Raw genomic sequence first — 26,590 nt, 5'->3', positions numbered from 1 at the left:
ATTGCCTTTCCACGAATCCTAACTTCAGCAATTAAGATTCTAGGCGATAACCGCTTCCTGCTTTCTACGGCCAGGGAAGCGGCCCCTTACACCAACATTCGGCACGCGATCCTCCCTTCTACCTTTTCGGGGAGCTGGACAAGTAAATAGCGAGCCGTATTGTTCGGTGCTTCTAAGTTCGTGTTCATGACGGCGTGTGCCGTCGTGCCCGAGCCAGAGAAAAAGTCCATGATAAGCGGATTTGTATCGTAGCCTTCAGTTGACCACAAAAGACTGACTAGATATTTAAGCAGCGAAACGGGCTTAGGGTAGGAGAAGGCATCGCCGATTAGCTCTTGAACTTCTTTGGTAGCGTTTTCTGACGTGTCAACCCTATCGCCAAAACGATTGAATGTTGCTTTAGGATTGCTGCTATTTGTAAATATTATCTGTCTTGGTGACTCGTTTGCAGTTTTTCCGGCGCCATAAATTGCCCTTATTGCAAACTTATCAGTTTTAACCCAAAAGGTTGTTCCTTTGTCCAGCTCATTCTGGACAGTTTCATTTGACCAACGCGATCGAAAGCTGAGTCGAAAGTCGTTCTCGTTTCGCGAATTAACTACATTTACAGGATTCAGAAGAAGATAGTCTTTAGAAGTGGTCTCACTATACGTTCCATCCGGCATATTAAACTTAACAGACCCAGCTGGGAAAATGAGGGTATTGACGTTGTTGGATGCGTTGTAGAGCGGAGCGTCTTGAAGCTCCGTCTTTACCTTTTCGACGAGAAGCTCTTTAATACCGCCATTATCAAGTTCTTTTGCAAAACAAACGATGTAATCAGCATTGCTATAGCTATTAAGTTTTTGCCGTCCAAAATGTTGCGTCTTTTCCCAGATAAAAAGGTCTATAAAATTACTTTCCCCAAAAATCTCATTGCACATCATCATTAACTTGTTAAGTTCAATATTACTAATGCTAATGAAGATGACGCCGTCGTCACTCAGCAGCTCTCTAGCGAGTCTCAACCTGGGATACATCATCGAGCACCAGTCGCTGTGGTAGCGACCGCTCGTATCGGCATTGGACTGGTTAGCCAACCCCGCCTGCTTCTTGTAGTTTTCGATCGTGTCGCCGAACTTGTCTTTGTAGACGAAATCCTTACCAGTGTTATACGGCGGATCGATATAGATCATCTTGACCTTGCCGTGATAGCCGCTCTGCAGCAGTTTCAGCACCTCAAGATTATCGCCTTCGATATAGATGTTGTCGGAGTCAAAGCTGCCGTCCTCGCCATCGCGGCCACGGCTCTTCTCAACGCAAGGGCGCAACGTGGCAGTGCTCGGCGTTTGCGACTGACGAATGGCGTCCATCTTGCCAGGCCAGGTAAAGGCGTAGCGCTCCTGGCGCTCGTCGACCTCGTCACCAAGCTCCAAGCGCAGCTTGTCAAAGTCGATACCGCTCTCAGTGAATACCTCGGGCATCAACTCCTTAAGACGCGCAAGGCGGTCTTCCACGAGGTCTTCGGACTCGAGACTCATCTTCTCGATCTTAGCCATTGCAGATCTCCTTTATCTCGTCGGTCGTCTGACCGAGCTCCTTTTCCAGCTTTTTGAGCTCCATACGCAGATGCGCAGATTCATTCAGGGTCAATTCCCGATCGCGGCGTCGTCGCTTGGTGTCCTCTACTTGGGAGGCAAGCGCATCTCTCCGCGCCACCAACCCCTCCAGACGCTCATAATCCTGTTCCGCGCACGTCGGAAAGAATCCTAGAGACGGAACCGCGCGTGAAAGTCGCACTGCCCAGGCAATGCTGCGCAGATAGACCAGAAGATTCACCTGTGGCAATTGCTCAAACGCGAGTGCATCCAAAAACGGTGCATACCGTGTGTCACCAGGATCGAATGCCCCCGTTGACTCAACGTCATCAATCACCATGGCACCCTGCTCAGCAAGGCTCTTACGCGTCGTTGCCAGCGAAATGCAAGCCTCGTCCTCGCCGCCAAACAGAATCACCGTCGGATTGGGGAAACACTTGTGGACGAGCCTTGCCACTTCGGCATAAGCCGCCCCACGAGACAGCTCGCACCGAAGGATGAGCACGCTTTGAATATCGTGTTCATCATCTTGAACGGGTGCGATGCGCGTCGTGGACTTTTGCACGGTGGCAAAGTGTGTAAGCACGGCTACACGATCAAGCACTTTCTGCTCGGTCTTTGTAAGCTGAGCTTGGCGCGTGAGTACCGTCTTGGGTATGCGTCTATCGCCCGCCAGAGCGGCATCGGGCAAACAGAACACGTCGTTCCAGTCAAAACCTCTCATCGCAACACCGCAAAACTGATCAGCGAGTAATCGTCGAAGCCAAGGCTCGTGCCCGTTCCCACTTCGCCCAGCGAGAACAGGCTCTCAATGCCCTTGTCCTGCTGCACGCCGCTAATGGTGGCAACCACTTTGTCCAAAAGCTCGGTATAAGCCCCCATACGCTCGCCGTCGCGCGTCTCACGGTTAAAGTCGCGACACAACTCCGCAATTGGCTCGGATTCACCCGCACAACAGGCGCGCATCATATCGAGTGCATGCTTGGGCTGTGTATGTTTGGTCAACACATCGCCGTCGGCCGATACGTACACCACGTAATACGGGAAGGTAGGATTCGTGTCCTTGGGGTTCGCATTCTCATCGTTTTGCGCCAAACAGAACACCACGCCCGGCGCCACGGATCCACGCAGTTCATCGGGAATGCGCGCCACCGCATGCATACCAGCCGGCGAGTTTTCTAAAAGACCCGGGTGCTCCTTTTCGTAGCGCTGCAATTCAACACGAAAATCATCAAAGGCGAAGTCAGTGATCGAGATGCCGCCTGAAATATCCTCTAGGTCCAGCACCTCGCTCTTGAGCTGCTGAAGTTGCTGGCGACGATACTTGAGGTCGTTCATCTCGCCCGTCGCTTTGGACTCCAGCACGTTCTCCTCGCCGGTGGCTGAGGCGTCGAGCAAGGCCATACGACCCTTTACGCGACTCTCGAGCTGAATGTACTCATCGAGCGCAATGTCGGGCCAAAAGTCCACCAGCTGAATTTGCGTGTTGGTGGAGCCCAAACGGTCGATACGACCAAAGCGCTGGATAATGCGCACCGGATTCCAATGAATGTCATAGTTAACGAGACAGTCGCAGTCCTGAAGATTTTGGCCCTCGGAGATGCAGTCCGTGGCAAAGACAACGTCGATTTCACCAGCGGCGAGAGACGCCTCGGGCAGCTCCTTGGAGCGCGGGCTAAAGTACGCCAGGATGTTCTCGAAGGTGGTGCGGCGCAACTTAAGCGAATAGGTGCGGTTTGCGCTGCCGGCAACCTCGGCGCACTCGAGGCCGAGTTCGTTCTTAAGACGAGGCGATAGCTGCTCAAATAGATAGTCCGCCGTGTCCCCAAACGCCGTGAATACGAGCACTTTGCGGTTGCCGGGGTTGTAGGGGTTATTGACCTTATCGACTATAAACTTGTAGAGCTCATCCAACTTAGCATCGCGCTCAGGCGTTACGGCATTGGCATAGTCGAGTAGGCGGCGCAGCACGGTGATATCAAAGTCCAGATCGCTGCCCAGACGCAAGGCATCGACATCGCGCAGGTCGACGCGCACCTTGCCACCGCGCTCGATTTCCTCGGCATCATCGTCGTCCATGCCATCCTCGATGCCCACCGCATCATAGCTTCCCGCTCCCATGGCCGCAGGGTCATCGAGCCGCGCGCGAAGCTCCTCGCATCCCACCAGGATGCGCGAGAGCGTGATTCGGAAACTGTTAACCGAAGACTCCATTCGCTTGAGCACGTTTACGCGCATAAGGTTGGCAACAGCACCCGTACGGTGGACCTGGCTCTCAAAGTCCTTGCCCCAGGTGTCGCCGTAACGATCCTCGTACTTACGACGCTTATCGCTGCGTACATAAGAAAGCAACTGATACTGCGCAAACGTGAGCTGAGCGATCATGTCATTGAGCTCAGCGATAGGAGGAAGCTCCCCCGCCAAATCGATTGGCGTGGTAATAGAGAGGGGCTTGCGACGCTGCGGGAACGTACCCGAAGCGGCGCCATAGTACTTAGAGATATGCTTGCGGCTGCGCGCGATGGTAAGCACGTCGAGCAGCTTAAAGTAATCGGCGTTGACGGCGTTGACGAAGCTCTCGGTGGTGCGCTCGGCATCGTCGAGCTTGCTCCACTCGTTGAAGCGCGCTTGTGCTGTACGGCACACCTGAGTAATCGACTCAATACCATCAGTATCCGCCAGATACGCATCATCGCCCTCGGTGATGAGCTCAATCTGGTTGCGCAGATCCAGCAGGCGATTGTTCACAGGCGTAGCCGAGAGCATCAGCACCTTGGTGCGCCGTCCACTCTTAATCACATCCTCAATGAGGCGTGTGTAGCGGTCCTTTTTCTCGGAATCCGTGCTCTTGTTACGGAAGTTATGGCTCTCATCGATCACCAGCAGGTCATAGTGGCCCCAGCGTAGGTGCTCCAGGTCGACATCGCCGCTCATGCCCGCATAACGGGACAGATCGGTGTGATTGAGTACGGTGTAGTTAAGACGATCGTCCGCCAACGGGTTGCGGTCATCGTTATCTTGCGTCCACAGCGTCCAGTTATCGCGCAAGCGTTTAGGTGCCAGTACCAGAATGCGGTCATTGCGTTCCTGGTAGTACTTAATAACGGCGAGTGCCTCGTAAGTCTTACCCAGACCAACGCTGTCCGCAATGATGCAGCCCTTGTACTTCTCGAGCTTGCGGATGGCGCCCACCACGGCGTCCTTTTGGAAGTCGTAGAGCTTGTTCCAGACAACGGACTCCTCAAACTTAAGGCCGGGCCTCAAATCGTTATCTTCGTCGGAAAGGTAATCGCGGAACAAGTGATAAAGCGTAAGAAAATAAACGAACTCGGGCGGATTCTCGCGATAGAGTGTGCCTACCTGCGCCGCCACCTCATCGGTAACATCGGCGACCATCGCAGGCTTATCCCAGACGGACTCAAACATCGCCTTTAGGCCGGAAGTTTCCGTCGCGCCCTCGTAGTGGCTTACGCCCATTACGGTGTTGGGGCGGCGCTCGTAACCAAGTCCTTCCTGGGTAAAGTCAGCGGCGGCACCCATGAAAGCATGGTCGTCGCCATTGGGGTTCTCGACTATATAGGTGCCTCCGGGCTGAATTGCCCCGTTCATCTTGGCAGATTGAAACTCGCACTTAGCGCGCACCCATTCGGCGCACTCGCGGGCAATAGCGCGTTGATTGAGATTGTTGCGCAGCGTGAGCTCGAGACCCAAACCGCCCACGCCACGCTCGCGCGAGCATTGCGATATGGCAAACTGGCGTGGGTCCTTATCGGTGGCCATGCGCTTAACGAACGTAGGTTCGCTAAAGAGAAAACGCACTGAGTCAAGCTTCTCCAGCTCTTCTTTGAGCTCAGAGAAAGCAAAGACCGTAAAGTAACTGCTGATGATTGAGAGCTTGGCGCCCTCATCGATGGATTTAGCGAGTGCGTCTCCCAGACGATTGCGTCCGACGTTATCGAGAAACTCCATCAGCACACCGTCCTTAAGACGGCGTGCCAAGCTATTTCGTTATTGACCGAGAGGGAACGCCCGCTTCGGAGCGCCTCCCCCCGAAGTTTATCCGCAGGCATATCCACGAAGTACGCTCCAGGTTTAATTGCTATTGGTTCAGGACGCAGGGCCCTTTGCTAAAACTTTATCCATTGTCTCCCAACTATAGAGGAGCGTCAGGACATTTTCGGCAAGCGGGTTATCTCTACGACCTCAATTATTTGTTGTGCAATTAATAGACACCGTTCATGTACTTCGTGAATGCTTCGTTATTTTGTGTACCACGCAGGTCGGGACGATGTCGACCTTGACCCTTGTTTGCTGTATTTGAACCTCACTTTATATTTTGCCTCGATGCCGAGGCGCTTTTCCTTAAACACCGGATCGTCAATGACCCATAGCGCACCGTGTTTGCTTCGCTTATCAATACAGGTGAGGCCCAGAGAGTTCAACTCAGCAAGCAAAGCATCCCCGCAACCGTTTCCTTTATGCCATTTAAGTGCTTCTGATTGCAGCGTAAGCGCTTCTGATTGCAGCGCATGTGCAATGCTAGCCCGCTTACCCTTAGGGTACAAAATCCATCCGGAAAGACCAGTGTTCGCGCCGGTGTCCCCAAAGTTGTAAACGCAACTGTAATCAAACGAAGAACAGATGTCCTTTATTGACGCCCGCATTGATAAGTCTCCAGGCACCCAAAAGACGTCCGCCTGCTCGGTTTCATAGAACCGATGCCCTGCCCGTTCGAGTGCGAGCAGAAGCATCTCCTGACGCGAATCCTCAGTTATTGTCTGTCCACGTTGTTCGTCCACCTGCTCGCACTGGCCGCTTGCGTCGTCATTCTCGATCACATCCGAGCAGCCAGCCGCAACAGCAAAGTCATCCGCCTTGGCATGCGCTTCCTTAGCGCCATCATCTTTCGATAGCATATCCGGCTCGCGCGGCGGCTCCTGTTCTTGAAGAGCGGCTGCGATGGCCGAATCTCGAGCAACCGTGGACTCGAGTGTGTTCTCGTCCACTTCGTCATCGAAATTGTCACGAACCGCCTCGAGCACTCGCTCGAGGAGTTCGCTGGTGTCACGGGCAACCGTGGGGAGCTGCTGGCCTGGCTTAATGTCGTAAATAGCGAGTTCGGCTACAACTCGATCCATCGTTGCATCCCGATCGCTGTAGAATTCACTACCTCGAATACGGATGAAATCCCATCCCACACGTTCCAGAATCGTCTGTCGCTCCATGTCCGCGATAATTTGCCCCTCGGTTGAATGCCAACGATCGCCGTCGCATTCGATAGCAACGTTGTGATGGTCGCTTTGCACGACAATATCAATGCGGTAGCTTCCGACTTCCTTTTGCTGCTCATATTGATAACCGCGCTTGGAAAGCTCAGTGCACACCTGCAACTCAAAATCAGACTCGGCTTTTTCTTGCGCCTCCTCAATCTGAGTGTCAAACGTATGCGGGTCGAGCATGTACTCAATTAGCTGCCTACGCAGGTCGCCACTCTTTAAATCACGAACTGGATCAAGCGAATATACAAGCCACATCTGGTCTTTCGCGCGGCTCGCAGCAACGTTGTAACGCTTCTTGTATGCGTCATCCGAGCCCGTCCCCATAAAGCGCAAGGGAGTCTCGGATTCGTTGCTGTCAACCATGCTTAGAATCATGACATCGCGTTCATCGCCCTGGAAACCCGCAGCGTTGCCGCAAATAATCTCATGTTTTTCAAACTCAGCGGGATCCATCTCTTTAAGCAGTTCGTTTCGAATCAAGTCAGCCTGCTCTTCTCCCAGCAAGGACAAAACGCCAAATGTCTTGTTCTCATATTCTGGCTGCTCAAGACAGGCACGGATAATCGCAACTGCGGCTTTGGCCTCTTGCTGGTTAATCTTCGCCTTGCCCGAGCGCATGCCGCTTTTGACGCGAAAGGGAACCAACGCCGGCATCAATCCACCCGCATCGGCATCTCTCAGCGCCTTGATTTTTCCACCGTACGATAGCCCATTGCTAAAGCCGATGATATCCGGCACGCACCTAAAGTGCTCGGTAAGCATGATGGGCGAAAAGCCCTGCTGGGCAATTTCGTAAAGCGAGTATCTTGCTCGATACAGATGGGCGTTGGGAATTCCCTTTCCCTCGATATATGAAGCAGCCAATCCTTCGGCAGTGGATTCCTTTGCACCGACAGAAAGAGGGCTTACCTGTTTGTCATCACCAACAACAATTACCTTTTTTGCAAGATATGTAATAGCCAGGGCGGTCATGTCGGCCTGGCTTGCCTCGTCGATGATTACGATATCAAACAGATTGTTGGCGGGGTCAAAAGAGTCAAGCGCTTGGCCAATCGGCATAATCCATGCCGGCACAGCCCGCTGACATTTCGCCATGAGAGCACGGGCCTTCGAGCGATGCCGCGATGCATTCTTGCCCGTTCCCTTGCCAATTCGCGCGACCGTCTGCTTCCAGCCGTTCAGCGCGACCTTGAGCTCTGTATTGCTCTCAAGGTCCTTGTGAATCTTGAGCCACGCCATCATGCCTGCCAATTTTGCCGTTATGTCACGATAGCGTTTGCCCAGCTCAGAAATTTCCTTCTGGGGATTGGAAGAGTTTGCACGATCGGCATACTCAACGATTGCCTGGCACTGCTTGTATTTCCATGCTCGTTCGATATCCCGCGGAACGCTCGTAGCCCCGTGAACGCCCTCGCGCTCACGAACGGCTTGTGCCCATCCCGGAGCAATTTGCGACAACTGATTCAGTTGCTCATGTCGGCGCTTAACTGCCGCCCTTATTTCGCACAGCCACTGTAGACGATTGTACTGATCGCGGTATGTTTGCACCAAGCCGAGTTCGGGGTCAACCGCTTCGCCGAAATCTCCAACAGGGCGAAGCTGCACAATGCAGTCACTCAATGCAGCGACGGTCTCACAGTGCTTGGCCGAAGCGTCTTCGATTCTCTTCAAAACGTCCTCTGCCCATGCCTTAATCGCCCTTATTTTTTTGAGTGCGACGCACAACTTAAGGTAATCCGTGAGATCCGTTTCCAGTGCTTGCAAGGTTTTGGCCACGACCTCCTTTTCGGAAATCATGGAAGGGCAGTCAAAGAACGCTTCATGAGAGATACCGTTTGAGTCCAATGCGTCAAACAGCTTGTCAATGCACTCGGCTTTCCACGCAAGGGCCGCCTTAATACCCTCAACATATCGAAATGCCACGTGCTCGGGCTCACTGCTATCCAACTCTGCAAAGCAGCTCACGCCAACGGTTCCCATAAGCGCATCCCATTGAATGGCGCAAGCGTGTCGCTTGTCCATAAGCTCTATGTAATCCAGGATGGCATCGCAGTCCTCGGGCGAAGCCGCCTGTGCCCCGTTGACCGCCACACCATCGGGCAAGCTCTTGACCGAAGAAAGCAACTTTCGCAGGCCCGTTTTAGCTAGGTACTCTTTGTACCCGCTTACAAGCGCGCGCAGTTGTTGATAATCGCTGTTGTCACCAAGCGCAACCTGCCTCGGAAACCACTTGCTTCGATATGACGAAGCCTGCTGTTCAAGCAACTGAACCTCATCGCAGAGACGATACCAGATCGTTTTCTCGCCCTCGCCCCTCAAGGATCTCGCAGCGACCTCTCGCTGCCACTCCTCGCTCAGAGCTCCGTGCATTACAAGGTTCTTCACCGTGCCGAATGCTTCGGACTCATCGTCCAAAACGGGGAGAACAGCCGATCCGACCTCCACCGCTCCCCCATCGTCGAATAGCTCCCAACCGTGGCGACGAATCAGCTCGTCCGCCAAAGAACTGGCTTGGTTGTATTTCTCAAACTCCTGTGCATAGACGTCTGGCTTAGGGAGCAAAGCCATCCAGTCGACATCCTGTAGACAGATCGCCTCTGCCTCATCTTCTTCAGAGGCAATGCCGTTGCTTTGGTAAAGTTCCTCGACAATCGAAATATCAAGCTGCGCCAACAGCTTCACCTGGCCGGGAATAATGTCGCCCAGCTCTTCCTTATTCTTTGCAACAAATTGTGCGGCATCATGCGGAGTGAGGGTTTCATTCCCCAGATCAAACTGTTTGTTCTCGGCCTCTCGTTCAACAAAGGCGGATTTGCGCGCCTTTGCAAGATCAACCAGTATCTCTTCTCGCTGACAAGATAGTTCCTGCACGGATTTATTCAGTTCACTTATCGAATGCTCGCCGAGATGGTTGACGATCGCTTCTACCGAATCACGAGCGTCCTTGCCGTTAGATGCCAACGAAGACACGCAAAGGCTTCTGAGCTCAGGAGGCATCTTGTCGGCAAGAACCGTCAAAGCCTTTGAGGTATAGCTCGTTACAAGCACCCTTTTGCCTTGTGCCAAAAAGCTGCCCATCAGGTTTGCAATCGTATGGGTTTTACCGGTACCCGGAGGGCCCTGAACGAGAACGGCGTCATCTTGCTCGATTCGCTTGGCAATCTCTAACTGCGCACGGTTAGCAGGTTTCGCCAATAGAATCTCGTCGTCTTCTCCGTTTGCCTCCGCCAAGCGCCGAGAAACCATAGACCCGTCCGATAAATCCTCAAGGACCGGGGTGGTTTCATCGTGCGTAAACTCGCCAAGAAGGCCGTTTAAGAACGCAGGGACGCGCTGAGTCTCATCAATCGTTTTTACAATTCTGCCGATAGCGCCCGCGGTTCCATCAGGACGCTGCCTAAAGATTAAATAGAAACCGGGTCGAACGTCTATATCGGCTTCTTGGTCTCGCGCAGCATCAGCGCGGTCAAAATAACGAGACTTGGGCGATAGCTGATTCACGAGCAGTTTGGCTTCACGGGCAATTGCATCACGATCAAGCGGATGCACTTCTTCCTCGTCGAGCCTCTGTTCCGCCTCGCTAATCTTGCTCATCGTCAGATTCTGAGACTGAGACAGCAGGTCCTTTTGAATCAACGTGTCGGAATCGACGTCTTCAACGGAAATGATTCCCTTTTCCGCATCGAGCTGAATCCTCATGTTCCGCGTAAAGACTGGGTGATCCACCCTCTTGTCTTCGGAAAGCCGAACGTTCATCGATGCGGCAACAACCTCGAGTTTATCGGGGTCGCTCTTGAGTTTTTCTTTCATTTTAAACAGGCGCTCATACACCCCAGAGGCTTCTGTCGCCTTAGTTTGGTATGTGACCCATTTGTCTCGCTCGCCGCCCCATTCCTCAAGCAGTTGAGCTCTAGCGGGATCGGACATAAATAGATCTTGAGGCGCTTCTTCATTTGCCTCCGCAAGCTCCTCGGGTGGAAACTTGAACCCTATCTGGTTCTTATAGCTTTCCCATCCGCTTGCAATCCACGGCGCGATCTCATCCGGAGGCTGCGGGCACGTTTTGAACTCCGGTTTAGCGACACTCAAAATCGGACCATCGTTATTAGCGGAATCGCGAAATCGCACCTCGATCCATCCGTTATCTGTTGGCAAGCTCTCCAAATCAATGCAGTCCGAAGCATAATCGCTTACGTTGCGAACGATCTTCATCCTAATCTTGGAGAACTCTTCCAAGTATCCAAAAAGGGCCTCTGCCTTATCTACAACCGATAAGTTATTGAAATCAGAACCCATTTGACACCATCCGCGCAGTCATCTATCTCAGCCAGCACAATATGTTACTAGCTTACGCGGAAAACCTGGTGATATTGGCATTAAATCGACAAGCGTGCGTTTGCATGCCTAGATATCAGTAGGGCCCTCTAACTCAACGGAATGCATCGCACGCATATGAATCGCTACAATCTCATATCAATATAAAATGAGCCCCGGTGACTTGAATCAGAGGTCATTCCCGGGGCCATTGACTTATAGCTTTTTCGCATGAGGACAATTTATCAAATGGTCTTCGGTTGCGAGGACCGACAACGCCCCTACCTCCCCTCTGCCTTCAGCTTCAGCAGCAGGTCGCCCAGCTCGGGGCACTTGCTAGAAAGGCACGTCTCGGCTCGCTCGCCCATCCCCCACCGCTGGCGGATCTCCTGGGCGCGCGGACTCACGTGATAGTCCCCGTCCATCACCTGCTTGAGCAGCTTGGCGGTCACGCGCGCATCGGCAAGGGCGCTGTGGGCGTGACCCGTCGACTCGTCAAACTCGATGCCAAACCACATCGCCGCGTCGCCCAACGAAACGCGCCCATGGCTGCCCACGTCCATGATCGAGGTGTAAAACGCCTGCAGGTCGGCCCAGTCCGTAGGAAATGCGGAAAGATCGATGTGCTTTGCCTGGCACTCGGTCAAAAGCTGTCGACGGTCCGTCCCGCTCCAGCAAACCACCTGGGCGGAGTAGCGACCGATCCAATCGCCGAGCCTTTTGATCACTATGTAGAGCGGATCGGCCATCGCGGTGTCCACGGCCGATATCCCTGTGAGCTCGCGGACGGGAAACGCAACGCCTTCGGTAAATTCCGTCTGCACAAACTGCGAGAACTCGCCCATAACGTTGCCGTGGTAATCGAGCTTGACGGCGCCGACCTCGATAATCTCATTGCGCAGTCCACGTCGCTGGCGCTGCTTTGGCACCGGCGCAAACTCAAAGTCCAGCACGATCTGGCGCGCAAAATTCGTCGTATCGATAGCCGAGATACCCGGCGTCTTTTCAGCTGACACGGTTAGGGCCTTTCTCCGTTGCCTGCCGCTTGCTACATAGGCGGCTACATTGCCGTAAGGATAGGCGCCCGTGCGGACATGGAAGCGGGGCGCAATGCCACGCGCGCCAGGCACACGCCATGCAGGCGGCCCCAAGGGAGTCGCCCGCTCTATTCAAATGCATGAAAAAGATTTAGGCCCGGTGACTTGAATCAGCGGTCATCCCGGGCCCATCAATATGCAGTGTACCTACAGAGGGCTGGTTAATCAAACGGGCTTTCGGTGACGAAGATCTGCGCGTCTATCCCCAATCGCCCAGCGCCGTCTTCTGCCGCCCTTACGAAAGGCTGCTATTCGAGGGAATCACGTTGCTGTTATTATCGAACATATATTCGTATTTATGACCGCGCTTTGATAGAATGGCAGTTGTTGACGGCAGTTCCATGTGCCGGGCAGCGCCCTCCATGCGACGGGAGGTGATGCCCATGACCGATCTGATTGATTTCGTGAAGCTCCTGACCTCTTTGGTCTCGCTCCTCACGGCGCTTATCGGACTTACCGAGGCACTTAAGCAGCGTACGAAGCAAAAGAAGAGGGGTCGACGCCGTTAAGGCATTGACCCCTTGAACTAAGTAACGGCGCTGCCCAGCTATCACCCTTGGGCTGCCGTCGACTTCATTCTACCCACGGTTGCCAGGTTTAACAAATGAATTTTCAGTAACGAGGCCTCGGCGCCCGCTCCTTCGTTCGCTCAACTCGTCGCTCTACTCCAGCCACCACTCAACATCCACGGAGCACTCAACCGAAAATGCTAAAGACCACGCGATCGGGCAAAGCCCCGTCCCCAACAACACAGGACGGTCCCTCAGCTTCCTTTACGTTATAGCTAGCTATATTATACTTTCCGATAATATAGCTAGCTATAACGTAATTCGACAAGCGGCGCACGCAAAAGGGGCGGCACGCCACCGCACGTGGACCGTTCCGGAAGCTCCGGGGCAAATCCACCCTGCGAGCGCTTGTCGGACTTTCCGAGGCACTCAAGCAGCGTCCGAAGCATAAAAAGAGGGGTCGACGCCGTTAAGGCATCGACCCCTTAATCTAAACAACGACACTGCCCAGCTCTTCACCACTTGGGCTGCCGTCAGCCTTATTTTACCCACGGGGCAAGCCCTTTGAAGTGCGGCTTGGCGCCGCATGACGTCGGCGGACGAGGCGATACGTCCGCCGACGAATAGCACCGAATTGGTTACTTCTTGCTCTCGGGCAAGACCAGATCCACAGCGGCATCCTTGGCGGCATCGATGTGCTGAGCCACGACCGGCGTCTGCGGAAGGATCAGGTTGAGCACGATGGCCATGATGGCGGTGGGGGTTACGGCATTGGAGCCGATGACGGTGGACACCCAGGTGGGCATGCCCTCGCCGGCAAGGCAACCGCTGGCCATCCAGATACCCAGGCCAAAGACGACGGAGGTGCCGACGATGGTGGTGGTGCGCTGCGTAAGGCCCTCGCGGGTGAACATGCGCACGCCGTTCATGGTGATGGTGCCAAAGACGCCGACGGTCGCGCCGCCGATGACGGGCTGCGGGATAGCGGAAAGGACGGCAGAAAGCTGCGGGAACAGGCCGGCGATGGCAAAGACGGACGCGATGATCACAAAGACCCACTTGTTGACGACCTTATTGGAGCAGATGATGCCCACGTTCTGGCCAAGGGCGCTGGTGGGAAGACCGCCCAGCAGGCCGCCGGCCATAGAGGTGAGGCCCTGAGACACGATAGCGCCGGAGAGCTCGCGCTCGGTGGGCATGCGGTCGATGGAGCCCAGGCAGGCGGCGGAGACATCGCCGATAACCTGGATGGCAACCATGGGGAACACGACGGCGAGGGTAATGCAGACCTCGGGATCAAACTCGAGCGCGTAGGGCATGAGCTTGGGAAGGGCGAAGACCTGAGCGGTGGCGACGCTGGAGAAGTCGATCATGCCAAAGGGGATGGAGACGATCATGCCAACGATCATGCCAAAGAACACGGATCCCAGCTTGAACGTGCCCTTGCCAAAGTTGGCGAGCGCGAAGACCACGGCGAAGGTGATAAGAGCGACACACCAGGCCTGCGGGGTGCCCCACAGCGGCGTGCCCATACCGCCGGCCATATACTTGACGGCCGTGGGATACAGGGAGACGCCGATGGAGAAGATGACCGTACCGGTCACGACGGGCGGGAACAGCCACTTAATCTTGCTGTAGGCCAGACCAAAGAGGACCGCGACGGCACCGCCGACAATCTCGCCGCCCAGCAGCGCACCAAAGCTAAAGCCCGAGGCGCCCATAGCCTGCAGGGCCGGCAGGAATGCGAACGAGACGCCCATGACGATGGGCAGGCCGCCGCCGATGCGGCGGAAGGGAGCGAAGGCCTGAAGGGCCGTGTCGATTGCCGAAAGAATGAGCGCCACCTGAATGATGTCGGTGCTTTTTCTCATTCTCAATAATAATTTTTTGTTATCAGACTATTTTTCAGCTTAGACAATGCATTTCCGCAGGTCAGGAAAGTGTCTGGTCAAAATAACATCTAACTTTTCTTTTGGTCGACCGCTTACCGCCAAAATCCTACCGTTCGTCTGTATTACGCAATGTACCTGCGAATATACGAGTCAATAGACACCGTGTTACCATGAGAAAAAATTGTTATAAAACTTCCGATTTCATCCAAAGGAGTTGCCCGTGAACGAGACTGTACGTCGCTTTTTGCCGATGGTCGATTTCCTGGAGCAGATACTCGGCAAAAACAGCGAAATCGTGCTGCACGATTTCTCGGATCCCGACCACGCCATCGTCGATATCCGCAACGGCATCGTGAGCGGCCGCAAGGTCGGCGGTCCCGCCACCGATCTGGCACTCAAGATCATGCACGATCCCAAATATCGCGACCTGCCATTTATTACGGGCTACGAGGGGCGCGGTGCCGGTGGCAAGACGTTGGAATCCGCAACGTACTTTATTCGCGAGGATAACGAGATCGTCGGCATGCTCTGCGTCAACACCGATCTTTCCACGGTACGCTCCATCAACGCCATGGCTCAGCAGCTCATGGCCTGCTTCGACGCTGCGCCAAGGCAGGCGGAGCCCGCGTCTATCGAGGTCGAAATTCTTTCGGAGTCTACACAGGAGCTCATCGACCACAGCATTTCCGAATTGCTCGAAAGCCGCGGCCAGGATGTCGCCTCGCTTGGGCAGGCCGATCGCGTGGACGTTATTCGCCACCTTAACGGCAACGGCGTATTTATGCTCAAGGGCGCTGTTGCCTGCGCTGCCACCTCGCTGGGCATCTCGGAGCCCAGCGTCTACCGCTACCTGCAAAAAGTTCGCAAGGAGGGCTAACGAGCAAAATGGAGCGCGGGCAGTCTTTTTGGGACGGGGCTATTTTAGCTACCCTCCCTCTGCCCACGATTTCGATGAGCCGCAAGTAAAATCAATCCTGCATATAGGGGTAGCTAAAATGGCCCCGTCCCAAAAAGACTGCCCTTGGTGGCTCCGCAAGCGATCCGTCACGTGACAAAAGACCCTACAGCTCACACGCGCTGCAGGGTCTTTTTGCATGTCATGTTTAGTTGTTGCCAACGCCTTAGAGAGCGGCGACGACCTCGATCTCGACCAGACCGCCAGCCGGAAGAGCGGCAACCTGGAAAGCGCTGCGCGCGGGGAACGGGGCCTCAAACTTGGAGGCATAAATCTCGTTCACGGCGGCAAAGTCGGCGATGTCAGCCAGGTAGACCGTGGTCTTGACGACATCGGCAAACGTAGCACCGGCAGCGGTCAGCAGGGCCTCGACGTTGGCGAGGGACTGCTTGGCCTGGGCCTCGATGCCCTCGGGCAGCTTACCGGTCGCGGGATCGATGCCCAGCTGGCCGGACAGGAACACCATGTTGCCGGTCTGGATACCGGGAGAATACGGGCCGATGGCTGCGGGCGCGTTATCGGAAGACACGACGGTCTTGCTCATGTTTTTCTCCTTACGATCAAATAGAGAGCGTGAGCGCGGCGTTCGCACCGGGAGGCACGGTTCGGTCTGAACACCGCGCTTGATTGGGATAGTAGGGGATGATTTTGCCAGATGCAAGATAATTATCAGATTGCGATAATATTTTATCGCCCAACGGTTTCCCCGAACCGCTGAACGGTTCTCCACGGGGTCAGCCAGCCCAGGCTACTGAAGACTTTGTCCTGCTTAGGCTGCGGGCATCGCCCATCGCGACGGCGCCACTATACTTTTGAGTATCTGAGCATTTTGAAAGGCAGGATATGACCGCAACCGCCAGCCGAACCACCAACCGCAGGCCCGAGCTTCTGGCCCCCGCCGGAGGCCCGGAGCCCTTTGCCGCCGCGCTCGCCGCCGGGGCAGACGCCATCTACTGTGGCATGGGCAGCTTCAACGCCCGCCGCAAGGCAACCAACTTTACCGATGAGGCCTTTGAACAGGCCTGCCGCGCTGCGCACCTGGCCGGCTCGCGCGTCTACGTCACGGTCAACATCGTCATCAAGCAGTCCGAGATGAGCGATGCACTGCAGCTCATCCACCGCTGCTCCACGCTGGGCGCCGACGCCTTCATTATCCAGGACTGGGGCCTGTTCTTTGAGGTCAGGCGCACCATGCCCGGCATCGAAACCCATATCTCGACCCAGGCGAACATCCACGATGACCGCGGAACCATCTGGTGCCGCGAGCAGGGCGCCGACCGCGTGACCCTCTCGCGCGAGCTTTCCATCGACGAGATCGCCGCCATCCACGACGCCGCGCCCGACGTTGACCTGGAGGTCTTTAGCCACGGCGCCATCTGCTTTTGCTACTCGGGCCTGTGCCTGCTCTCGAGCTTTGCCATGGCGGGCCGCTCGGCCAACCGCGGCATGTGCGCTCAGCCCTGCCGTCTGCCCTACGAGCTGATCGACGAGAACGGCCGCACGCTCTCCCCCGCCGGTCGCGAGCGCGCGCTATGCCCGCGCGACACCAACACTTCACAGCTTGTTCGCCGCCTGTATGACGCCGGCGCCGCATCGCTCAAGCTCGAGGGCCGTATGAAGGCGCCCGATTACGTGTACTCCATTGTCGATGTGTATCGTCACCAGATCGATGACATGCTGGCCGGGGCCATCGTAGATAAGGACGAGGACGCCGCTCGCCAGCGCCAACTCAAGCGCTGCTTTAACCGCGACTTTACGCACGCCTATCAGGACGGCACCTCGGGCGACGAGATGATGAGCTACGAGCGCTCCAACAACCGCGGCCAGATCGTGGGCACGGTGCTGGGCAGCCGTATGGCCAACCGCGACGTGCGCGGGCTCAAACCCGACGACCGTCGTCGCCGCGCCGCCATCGCCCGCATTGAGCTGTTTGAGCCCGTGGGCAAGGGCGACTTGTTGGAACTTCGCCACGACGACGAGTTCGATCAGTTCCTGACTACCATCGCCGCCGATGATGCCGCCGCCGGCGACATCATCGAGTGCCACGTGCCCCGCAGCATGCCCGAGGGCTGCCGCGTTCGTGTGATTCGCAGCCAGCGCGCCATTGACGCTGCCGGCGCCGCGCTCAAGCGCGATGTGCTACGCCGCCGCGCCGTAGACGTGTCCGTCGCGGCGCGTCTGGGCGAGCCGTTTACCGTCACGCTCACCTGCTGCGACGACCCCACGCTCACCGCCACCGCCACCGGCTTTACCGTCGAGGCCGCCAAGACCCGCGCGGTTGAGGCGTCCGATCTGGTGGAGCACGTGGGCCGCATGGGCTCCTCTCCCTTTGAGGCCGCGAGCTTTGATGTGGCGCTCGATGAGAGCTGTGGCATGGGCTTCTCCGCTGTGCACAAGGTGCGCGCCGCCGCTTGCAAGGCGCTCGAGGAGGCCATTCTGGCGCCTTACGAGGAGCGCGCGAAAACGCTCGAGCTGCCGGCGATTGTCACCAGTGATTCCCGCCCCGCGCCCGAGCACTACCGCGATGAGCCGCAGATCTGCGCCACCGTCACCTCGCTCGAGGCCGCCGAGGCAGCGCGCGCGGAGGGAGCCGCGCGCATCTACATGACCACCGACGCGCTCGATGCGGCCGAGCTCTCCCCCGCCGATGCGTTTGAGCAGGGTATTGTTCCCGTGCTCGATGAGGTCTGCCGCGCCGTCGACCACGCGCGCGTCGACCCGTGGGTCGTTGCCGGTGCCACGGTCGCTATTGGCAACATCTCTGAGCTTGCCCTGGCCGCCCAGGTTGGTGCCACGGCCGAGATTCGCTCTTGCCTGCCCGTGCACAACACGCCTTGCATGGAGGCACTCGCCGAGCGCGGAGCCGGGGCGTTTTGGCTCTCGCCCGAGATCACGCTCGACGAGATTATCTCGCTTGGTACCTCCGCGCCCGCGGCCCTGGGCATCACCGTTTTCGGCCGCCCGCGCGTTATGACGAGCGAGCACTGCATCCTGCAGGTGGCCAATGGCTGCATCCACGATTGCGCCCACTGCCGCCTGCGCGCCCGCAAGCTGTCGCTCAAGAATATCGACGGCAAGGTCATGCCGGTGCGTACCGACATCCACGGCCGCTCGCGCCTGTACGACGCCTACCCCATCGACCTCACACCGCAGGTTCCACAGCTGCTCGACGCCGGCGTGCGCCGTCTCATGGTCGACGGAACCCTGCTCGAGGCCGATGAGATTGGCCGCGCCGTCGCACGCGTCCGTCGCGCCGTCGAGGCCGCGCAGGCCGGCCGTAAGCCCGCCGCCCGCCTGCGCGGCGCCACTTCGGGCTGCATGTTTGTGGGAATTAGCTAACCGAAAGGCTTACACGTGAACGAAGAACCCCAAGTCCTCTATTGCGACGCCTGGCTCATGGCCATCGATAAGCCCGCCGGCATGATCGTCCACGGCGACGGCACCGGCGAGCGCACGCTTACCGACTATGCCAGCGACCTTTTGCTGGCGATGGGCGACGGCTTTGCCGCGACCGACATGCAGCCGCTCAACCGTCTGGACCGCGACACCACCGGCGTGGTGTTGTTCTCGCTCGACAAGCAGACGCAGCCCGCCTTTGACCAGATGGTCATCGACCACGCCTTCGAAAAGCACTATCTGGCGCTCGCCGAAGGCAAGATCGACTGGAACGAAAAGCTCATCGACAAGCCCATCGCCCGCGATCGCCACGATAGCCGCAAGATGCGCGTCGGCGCCAACGGCAAGCCGTCGCAGACGCGCGTCAAGGTGCTCAAGCGCCTTAAGAGCCGCCGAGGCCTGCCCACCCGTTCGTATATCGATGTTGAGCTGCTCACGGGCCGCAAACACCAGATCCGCGTGCACCTGGCAAGCGAGCATCATCCCCTGGTTGGCGACGACCTGTACGGAACGCCGCGCCCCTGTGGCCTCATGCTCCATGCCCACAGCGTATCCTTTACCCATCCCGTAACCGGCGAGCACATCTACATCGAAGCCCCCTGCCCCTGGGAGCCCTAAAACCTGCCAAAAAGGGACAGGTTTATTTTGGCAGGTTTTATCTGGGCAAACGTCAAGCCGCCACGATGGCTCAGCCGCGGCCCCAAAACATCTCGATCTGTAACAGTTAGAACCCATTTTCCGGCCTATCTGTTACAGATCGAGACATTCAAATCCCCCTCAAGGGAAAATCTCGATCTGTAACAATAACTCGGCAAAATCGGTCCCAGATGTTACAGATTGAGACAAAGGGATGGCGCGGTTCGGAAGTATCTCAATCTGTAACATCTAACCCACTTTTAACGGTCCAGTTGTTACAGACTTAGACAAACCGGCGGACAACGAAAGCGGCAACGCCTGTGATGGACGTTGCCGCTTTTCTATTGAGAAAACTACTCGGTTTTCGTTACTAACCACCACAATGGGGACAGGCACCTTTGTGATGGTTTTGGCCTTGTCCCGTCGCTAGACCGTGATGACGTTGTCCATTGCCCGATACTTGGCGGGCACCTCGCCCGCGGTAATAATCGTTGCGTCGCGAAAGTCCGCGAACTTGACGGGCGCCACCATACCAAATTTACTGGCATCCGAGATTACAAAGCGCTTGGCCGTATGGCGCATCGAGATGCGCTTTACTTGTGCCTCCTCGATATCGGGCGCCGTGAAGCCCTGCTCGGCGGCAATGCCGTTAGAACCCCAAAAGCCACAGTTGAAGTTGTAGCGGTCTAAGGTTGCCAAGGCATCGGGGCCAACGAGTGCTTCGGTCTCGGGCTTGAGCTCGCCGCCCAGCACCACGGTACGCATGCCGCGCAAAGCGAGGTGCTGAGCATGGAGCACGGAATCGGTCACATAGGTGACATCTTCAAGGTGTGGAAGATGCTCGATGAGCTTGAGCGTCGTCGAGCCCGAGTCGATGTATACAAAGCTCTCGGGCTCCACCAGCGCCGCGGCGCGGGCGCAGATACGCTCCTTATCGTCGTTATGGAGGTCGCTGCGCTCATTGAGCGTTAGGTCGCGCGTCACGTGTGCGCGCTCAAGACTTGTCGCTCCGCCGTGGACCTTGGCGATACGGTGTGCTCGATCGAGCGTCTGCAGATCGCGCCGAATGGTAGACGCCGTTACGCCCAGGGTATCGGCAAGCTCTTGCACAGTAACCGAGCCAGCCTGCTGGACCATCGACACGATTGCGTTGAGCCTATCCTCCGCAAGCATCGCTTACTCCTCCTCGGGGTACACGACTCCCCAGTCGGCGCGGAGCTTGGTCATAAGCTCCATAACATCAGAAGCATAATCCAGAAGCGCGCGCTTCGAATCATCGCCGGCAACGGCCTTCTCCAGGTCGGCCATCTCGTAGCACAGGGCGTAAGCCTCGGTGCCGGTGTGGACCTCCTCACGGTGCCCGTCCGCAGTCCACACGATGGTCGCGTGATCGGCGCGGGGATACTCGTTGACCTCGATATAGCACTTGTCAAAGCTGATGACCGAGCGCTTGGGTTGCTTGGAGTGGAGCGTAAGGCTCACCACGCCCAGCTGCTGCTCGGCATTACGGCAGACAATGCCGCCCGCAACGTCAACGCCGGTCTCGCAGGTGTTGCCGAGCGAAACGACCTCAACAGGCTGGCTTGCCATAAAGAGGCGCATGACGGACAGGGCATACACGCCAATATCGAGCATGGCACCGCCAGCAAGGTTGCGATTGTAGAAACGGTTGGTCAGGTCGCCGTATTCCTTGTAGCTGCCAAAGTTGAGCTGAGCGAGGTTCATGCGGCCAAACTCGCCGGCATCCATGCGGCGGCGCAGCTCCCGATACAAGGGCATGTGGAGCACCGTGGTGGCGTCCATAAGGACCACGTTATGCTCGTCGGCAATGGCACGTGCTTCGTCGAGCTCGGCGGAGTTGAGGGTGATGGCCTTCTCGCAGAGCACGTGCTTGCCAGCTGCCAGAGCGGCGCGCAGGTAGGTGATATGCGTGTTATGCGGCGTGGTGATATAAACGGCGTCGATGTCGGGATCGGCGTAGAGGTCCTCAACCGTCTCGTACACCTTCTCGACGCCATACTGCTCGGCAAAAGCCTGAGCCTTGGAGAGCGTACGGTTGACGACGCCCGCAAGCTTGCGGCCGGCAAGGGCGAGAGACTGGGCCATCTGGTTGGCGATAACGCCGCACCCGATCACAGCCCAACGAAGCTCGGGAGCCGTAAAGATGTCGTTAGGGAACGGCTTGTCCTGGACCGAGGCAAACGCCGCCTTAGCGGCTGCTTCGGCGTCGAGCGGAGCCTGTCTGGAATCTGTCATCATGTGCCTCCTGAGTTATCGGAAGTTCTTCATTTCCAACAACCTTATAATCGCACAAATTTGCGCGTGTTTGCTTGTATTTGCGTGTTTATTTGTTTATCGGTTATTATTAAACCATAATTAGCAGATATTTGCGCGGCTATGCGCATTATCGCGCAAGACTCTGTGCGTAAATACGCATGCATCGATCGTTATGATGCAGAAAAAGGCGGAACACCAAAACCCCTAAAGGCAAAGCAGGCTGTCTTACTCTGCCCCCTAGGGGCATCAGACATCAAAAGATCATCCCTAACTGCCGGCACATAAGGACTGTCCCAGGCTGCCGGAACCTGGGGGCGTTCCCCGTACGACGCTTTCGTGGCAAGACTGTCCCCATCAACTAGCCGTTTAAGAACGTCCCCAACGACTAGTCATTTATGTCTATCCCCAATGAGTAGCCACTCATTTAAGTCTGTCCCCAATGAGTAGGGATAGAAAAAGGCCCGGGTGCCGTGGCATCCGGGCCTTTGCTAGCAACTTACATGTTGCGGGCAGCTTAGAACTTGTGGCCGCACTTCTTGCAGACGCGCAGCTTGTTCTTGCCGTCCTTCTCGTGACCGACGCGGGTAACCTTACCGCACTCGGGGCAAACGAGATTGACGTTGGAGGCATCGATGGGAGCCTCCTGCGAAACGATGCCGCCCTGCTGGTTGGCAGCGTTGGGCTTGACGGCCTTCTTGACGACCGAAACGCCCTCGACAACGACCTTGTTCTCGGCAGGGAGAGCACGCAGGACAACGCCCTGCTTGCCGCGATCCTTACCAGAGAGAACCTGGACCTTATCGCCCTTCTTGATATACATATATCTCCCCTAACTACAGGGTCTCGGGAGCGAGCGAGACGATCTTCATGTACTTCTTGTCACGAAGCTCGCGAGCGACGGGCCCGAAGATACGGGTGCCGACGGGCGAACCATCGTTGTTGATGACAACGCAGGCGTTATCATCAAAGCGAATGTAGGAGCCATCCTTGCGGCGGATCTCCTTAACGGTGCGAACGACGACGCAACGGACAACGTCCTTCTTCTTGACGTTGGCGCCAGGGGTAGCCTCCTGGACAGCACCGATGAACACATCGCCGATGCCTGCATAACGACGCTTGGAACCGCCAAGCACCTTGATGCAGCGAATCTTGCGAGCGCCGGAGTTGTCGGCGACGTTCAGCATGGTTTGCATCTGAATCATGGTAGATGTTCCTCCGAACTAAGAACCGAAGAGAGGTGCGCAGCCTTTATGCGGCCCGTGGTATGCAAGCCAGGCATACGCACATCTTCGGAAACGTACAAGTCGTAAGAGCGACTGCTTATTTAGCGCGCTCGACGACCTCGATGAGGCGCCAACGCTTCATCTTGGACATAGGACGGGTCTCCATAACGCGGACGGTGTCGCCCACGCCAGCCGTGCACTCCTCGTCGTGAGCGTGCAGCTTCTTGGAGCTGGTCATCATCTTGCCGTACTTGGGGTGACGCTTGCGCTCGGTGATGGTGACAACGATGGTCTTGGCACCGGAGACGGAGGTAACGACACCCGTACGGACCTTACGCGAGTTACGCGAATCAGTCATGTTCTCTCCTTAGGTCCTACTCGGCGACAGCGGACTTCTCCGCTGCGATCTCGCGGGCGCGCTGCTCCGTGAGGACGCGAGCGATGTCCTTCTTCACGGTGTTGACGCGAGCGGTGTTGTCCAGCTGGCTGGTGGCCATCTGGAAACGAAGGTTAAAGAGCTCGGCGCGCATTTCCTTCAGCTTCTCAACGAGCTGAGCGTCCGAGAGCTCACGAATCTCTGCGGGCTTCATTAGTTCTCCTCCTTGGCGGCGGCGGCGTCCTCAGCAGCCCACTTGGCCTCGAGAGCGGCCTCCTCAGCCATCTCCTTCTCGATGCGCTGCTCGGCGTTCTTGGCAGCAACAATCTTGGTCTTGATGGGAAGCTTGTGCTGTGCAAGACGCAGAGCCTCGCGAGCGACCTCCTCGGGAACACCCTTGACCTCGAACATGATGCGGCCGGGCTTGACGACGGCCACCCACTCCTCGGGGTTACCCTTACCAGAACCCATGCGAGTCTCGGCAGGCTTCTTGGTGATGGGCTTATCGGGGAAGATCGTGATGTAGACACGACCGCCACGCTTCATGTAGCGGGTCATGGCAATACGAGCGGCCTCGATCTGACGGTTGGTGATCCAATGGGCCTCGAGAGCCTGGATACCAAACTCGCCGAAATGCAGCTCGGTATTACCCTTGGCCTGGCCCTTCATGGAGCCACGCTGCACCTTGCGGTGAAGAATACGCTTAGGGGCAAGCACTACTGACCCCTCCTCTCGGAGTTACGACGACGAGGACGGGAAGAGCCCTCGAGTGCAGGGTTGGGAACAGGCTGGCCCGGGAGCTTCTCGCCCAGGTAGATCCAGACCTTCACGCCGCAAGCGCCCATGGTGGTGCTGGCGACAGCCGTGCCGTAGTCGATCTTGGCACGGAGGGTGTGCAGAGGCACGCGACCCTCACGGTACCACTCACGACGGCCCATCTCGGCACCGCCGAGACGACCGGAGCACTGGATACGGATGCCCTTGGCGCCGGCCTTGCGGGCGGACTGGACAGCCTTGCGCATAGCGCGACGGAAGGCAACGCGGCCCTCGAGCTGCTCAGCGATAGACTGAGCAACGAGGTTGGCGTCGAGCTCGGGGCGCTTGATCTCGACAACGTCGACGGAGAGCTGGCCCTTGGAGACGCCAGCGACCTTCTCGAGCTCGGTACGGAGGGTATCGATCTCGGCACCCTTCTTACCGATGACAACGCCGGGGCGAGCGGTGAAGATGATGACCTTCACCTTGTCGCCAGCGCGCTCGATCTCGACGCGGGAGACAGCTGCGCGGGAGAGACGCTTCTCGAGGTACTTGCGGATCTCGAGATCGTTACCGAGGGTCTTAGCGTAATCCTTCTCTGCGAACCAGCGGGAGCGCCAGTTCTCGGTGATGCCAAGACGGAAGCCGGTGGGGTAGACTTTCTGACCCATACAGCTTTACGCCTCCTTTCGAGGAGCAACGACGACGGTGATGTGGGAAGTACGCTTCAGAATGCGAGAAGCGGAACCCTTGGCGCGGGGACGGATGCGCTTAAGCGTCGGACCCTCGTCAACATAGGCAGCAGCGACAACCAGGTTGTCGGCACGCAGACCGTTGTTGTTCTCGGCGTTCGCAACGGCGGAACGGAGAACCTTCTCGACATCCACGGCGACGGCGCGGTCGCAGAAGTGGAGGATGTCGAAGGCCTGAGCGACAGGCTTGCGGCGGATCAGATCGACCACCAGGCGGGCCTTGCTGGGGGAAACACGCACGTACTTAGCGACGGCGCGAACCTCGGTGGCCTCAGTTTCAATAGACTTAGTTGCCATTTACGGTTAACCCCCTATTTGGCCTTGTGGCCACGGAACGTACGAGTCGGCGCAAACTCGCCGAGCTTGTGACCAACCATGGACTCGGTAACATACACGGGCACATGCTTGCGGCCGTCGTGGACGGCGATGGTGTGACCAACCATCTCGGGGAAGATGGTGGACGCGCGGGACCAGGTCTTCACGACGTCCTTCTTGCCAGCCTCGTTCATCGCGGTGATACGCGAGAGAAGGCGAGTCTCCACGAACGGGCCCTTTTTGAGACTTCTGCTCATAAGTGCTTTCTCCTAAAACTCGGTATCCGAAATTACTTCTTACGGCGACGAATGATGTGCTGGTTCGAGACCTTCTTCTTCTTGCGCGTACGAAGGCCCTTCGTCGGCTTACCCCAGGGGGTAACAGAGGGACGACCAGAGGTGTGGTTCTTGCCCTCGCCACCGCCGTGCGGGTGGTCGACAGGGTTCATAACGGTACCGCGGACGGTCGGGCGCACGTTCATGTGACGCTTACGGCCGGCCTTGCCGATGACGATGTTGGCGTGATCAGCGTTGCCGACCTCACCGACGGTGGCGCGGCAGGTAACGAGGATGCGGCGCATCTCAGAGGAAGGCATACGGACGATGGCGTACTTGCCCTCCTTACCCATCAGCTGGCAGGAGTTACCGGCGGAACGGGCGATAGCGGCGCCCTTGCCCGGCTGGAACTCGACGGCGTGGATGAGCGTACCGACGGGGATGTCGGCGAGGGGCAGAGCGTTGCCCGGCTTGATGTCGGCGTCAGAACCGGACATGACGGTCTGACCGACCTCGAGGCCCTTGGGGGCCAGGATGTAGCGCTTCTCACCGTCAGCATAGTGCAGCAGAGCGATGCGAGCGGAACGGTTCGGATCGTACTCGATCGTGGCAACCTTGGCGGGCACGCCGTCCTTGTTGCGCTTGAAGTCGATCACGCGGTAACGACGCTTCACGCCGCCGCCCTGGTGGCGGGTGGTGATGCGGCCGTTGTTGTTACGACCGGCCTTCTTGGGCAGGGGCTCGAGAAGAGACTTCTCGGGCTTGGTACAGGTGATCTCGGAGAAGTCGGAGATCGTCTGCCAACGCCTACCAGCGGAGGTCGGCTTAAGGTGCTTTACAGCCATTACAATCCCTTTCAATAGGTATCCGTTAGCCATCGCAGACAGGGATTCGAGGTTCTGCCTCGGGTGCGATGACACCGGACGTATACACGGTTCCGGGCGTGTCCATTTTATACGCC

General features: G+C 57.0%; 21 protein-coding genes and 1 pseudogene. 4 read left to right on the top strand and 18 right to left on the bottom strand.

The window, feature by feature from the left end:
* Positions 1-86 precede the first annotated feature (86 nt).
* The 5 genes from ACTNA2_RS06070 to ACTNA2_RS06050 form a co-directional block, all read right to left on the bottom strand.
* Entirely contained in the window at positions 87-1,538 is a 1,452-nt protein-coding gene (locus ACTNA2_RS06070; protein WP_441048881.1) for a site-specific DNA-methyltransferase, read from the bottom strand.
* Positions 1,531-2,301, bottom strand: a complete 771-nt coding sequence (locus ACTNA2_RS06065) for a DUF4391 domain-containing protein (protein ID WP_427717659.1) — start codon at positions 2,299-2,301, stop codon at positions 1,531-1,533. Before ACTNA2_RS06065 ends, ACTNA2_RS06070 begins: the two co-directional genes overlap by 8 nt.
* Complete coding sequence (locus tag ACTNA2_RS06060) at positions 2,298-5,576, bottom strand: helicase-related protein (protein ID WP_441048880.1); 3,279 nt, start codon at positions 5,574-5,576, stop codon at positions 2,298-2,300. Before ACTNA2_RS06060 ends, ACTNA2_RS06065 begins: the two co-directional genes overlap by 4 nt.
* 260 nt (positions 5,577-5,836) lie before the next feature.
* Positions 5,837-11,152, bottom strand: coding sequence for an AAA domain-containing protein (locus tag ACTNA2_RS06055; protein ID WP_441048879.1), 5,316 nt, complete (start codon positions 11,150-11,152; stop codon positions 5,837-5,839).
* 299 nt (positions 11,153-11,451) lie between these two features.
* Complete coding sequence (locus tag ACTNA2_RS06050) at positions 11,452-12,186, bottom strand: exonuclease domain-containing protein (RefSeq protein WP_441048878.1); 735 nt, start codon at positions 12,184-12,186, stop codon at positions 11,452-11,454.
* 464 nt (positions 12,187-12,650) lie between these two features.
* Here ACTNA2_RS06050 and ACTNA2_RS06045 point away from each other — a divergent pair, with 464 nt between their 5' ends.
* Positions 12,651-12,776, top strand: a complete 126-nt coding sequence (locus ACTNA2_RS06045) for a hypothetical protein (protein WP_427717649.1) — start codon at positions 12,651-12,653, stop codon at positions 12,774-12,776.
* Between the two features lie 638 nt (positions 12,777-13,414).
* Here the strand turns inward: ACTNA2_RS06045 and ACTNA2_RS06040 are convergent.
* Positions 13,415-14,647: a uracil-xanthine permease family protein gene (locus ACTNA2_RS06040; RefSeq protein WP_441048877.1), complete on the bottom strand. Its 1,233-nt coding sequence runs from the start codon at positions 14,645-14,647 to the stop codon at positions 13,415-13,417.
* Between the two features lie 241 nt (positions 14,648-14,888).
* Here ACTNA2_RS06040 and ACTNA2_RS06035 point away from each other — a divergent pair, with 241 nt between their 5' ends.
* Positions 14,889-15,545, top strand: a complete 657-nt coding sequence (locus ACTNA2_RS06035; RefSeq protein ID WP_441042043.1) for a helix-turn-helix transcriptional regulator — start codon at positions 14,889-14,891, stop codon at positions 15,543-15,545.
* Positions 15,546-15,789: 244 nt separating this feature from the next.
* Here the strand turns inward: ACTNA2_RS06035 and ACTNA2_RS06030 are convergent, their stop codons facing one another.
* The gene (locus ACTNA2_RS06030; protein WP_152077077.1) at positions 15,790-16,167 is read right to left on the bottom strand and encodes a RidA family protein; all 378 of its coding nucleotides are present in this window, start codon (positions 16,165-16,167) and stop codon (positions 15,790-15,792) included.
* A 299-nt stretch (positions 16,168-16,466) separates the two neighbouring features.
* Here ACTNA2_RS06030 and ACTNA2_RS06025 point away from each other — a divergent pair, with 299 nt between their 5' ends.
* A complete protein-coding gene (locus tag ACTNA2_RS06025; RefSeq protein ID WP_441048876.1) occupies positions 16,467-18,962 on the top strand; it encodes a DUF3656 domain-containing U32 family peptidase in 2,496 nt (831 codons plus the stop codon).
* Positions 18,963-18,977: 15 nt separating this feature from the next.
* Positions 18,978-19,637 carry an RluA family pseudouridine synthase gene (locus ACTNA2_RS06020; protein ID WP_441048875.1) on the top strand — a complete coding sequence of 220 codons (660 nt, stop codon included), beginning with the start codon at positions 18,978-18,980 and terminating at the stop codon, positions 19,635-19,637.
* Positions 19,638-20,081: 444 nt separating this feature from the next.
* Here ACTNA2_RS06020 and ACTNA2_RS06015 read toward each other — a convergent pair whose 3' ends face one another.
* The 11 genes and pseudogenes from ACTNA2_RS06015 to rplB form a co-directional block, all read right to left on the bottom strand.
* Entirely contained in the window at positions 20,082-20,828 is a 747-nt protein-coding gene (locus ACTNA2_RS06015) for a DeoR/GlpR family DNA-binding transcription regulator (RefSeq protein WP_427717633.1), read from the bottom strand.
* A 3-nt stretch (positions 20,829-20,831) separates the two neighbouring features.
* Entirely contained in the window at positions 20,832-21,911 is a 1,080-nt protein-coding gene (locus ACTNA2_RS06010) for a Gfo/Idh/MocA family protein (protein WP_441048874.1), read from the bottom strand.
* A gap of 535 nt (positions 21,912-22,446) precedes the next feature.
* Positions 22,447-22,752, bottom strand: coding sequence for a 50S ribosomal protein L24 (gene rplX / locus ACTNA2_RS06005; protein ID WP_006235043.1), 306 nt, complete (start codon positions 22,750-22,752; stop codon positions 22,447-22,449).
* A 13-nt stretch (positions 22,753-22,765) separates the two neighbouring features.
* Positions 22,766-23,134, bottom strand: coding sequence for a 50S ribosomal protein L14 (gene rplN / locus ACTNA2_RS06000; RefSeq protein ID WP_117734331.1), 369 nt, complete (start codon positions 23,132-23,134; stop codon positions 22,766-22,768).
* Between the two features lie 118 nt (positions 23,135-23,252).
* A complete protein-coding gene (gene rpsQ / locus ACTNA2_RS05995; protein WP_006235040.1) occupies positions 23,253-23,513 on the bottom strand; it encodes a 30S ribosomal protein S17 in 261 nt (86 codons plus the stop codon).
* Between the two features lie 16 nt (positions 23,514-23,529).
* On the bottom strand, positions 23,530-23,745 hold the full coding sequence (gene rpmC, locus ACTNA2_RS05990) for a 50S ribosomal protein L29 (RefSeq protein ID WP_006235039.1): 216 nt from the start codon (positions 23,743-23,745) through the stop codon (positions 23,530-23,532).
* A gap of 86 nt (positions 23,746-23,831) precedes the next feature.
* Positions 23,832-24,248 (bottom strand): annotated as a pseudogene (gene rplP / locus ACTNA2_RS05985) (50S ribosomal protein L16); the annotation flags it as partial.
* Positions 24,248-24,958 (bottom strand): 30S ribosomal protein S3, encoded by a 711-nt coding sequence (gene rpsC / locus ACTNA2_RS05980; protein ID WP_154514689.1) that lies wholly within the window; start codon positions 24,956-24,958, stop codon positions 24,248-24,250. The pseudogene rplP and the gene rpsC, both read right to left, overlap by 1 nt.
* Positions 24,959-24,964: 6 nt before the next feature.
* A complete protein-coding gene (rplV, locus tag ACTNA2_RS05975; protein WP_006235036.1) occupies positions 24,965-25,336 on the bottom strand; it encodes a 50S ribosomal protein L22 in 372 nt (123 codons plus the stop codon).
* A 14-nt stretch (positions 25,337-25,350) separates the two neighbouring features.
* Positions 25,351-25,611, bottom strand: coding sequence for a 30S ribosomal protein S19 (rpsS, locus tag ACTNA2_RS05970; RefSeq protein ID WP_006235035.1), 261 nt, complete (start codon positions 25,609-25,611; stop codon positions 25,351-25,353).
* 32 nt (positions 25,612-25,643) lie between these two features.
* Complete coding sequence (gene rplB, locus ACTNA2_RS05965; RefSeq protein ID WP_117583062.1) at positions 25,644-26,474, bottom strand: 50S ribosomal protein L2; 831 nt, start codon at positions 26,472-26,474, stop codon at positions 25,644-25,646.
* Between the last annotated feature and the right edge of the window lie 116 nt (positions 26,475-26,590).

It is taken from the genome of Collinsella sp. HCP28S3_E9, assembly GCF_052065455.1.
Lineage (GTDB): Bacteria > Actinomycetota > Coriobacteriia > Coriobacteriales > Coriobacteriaceae > Collinsella.
This window is presented reverse-complemented; position numbering and strand designations above follow the sequence as displayed.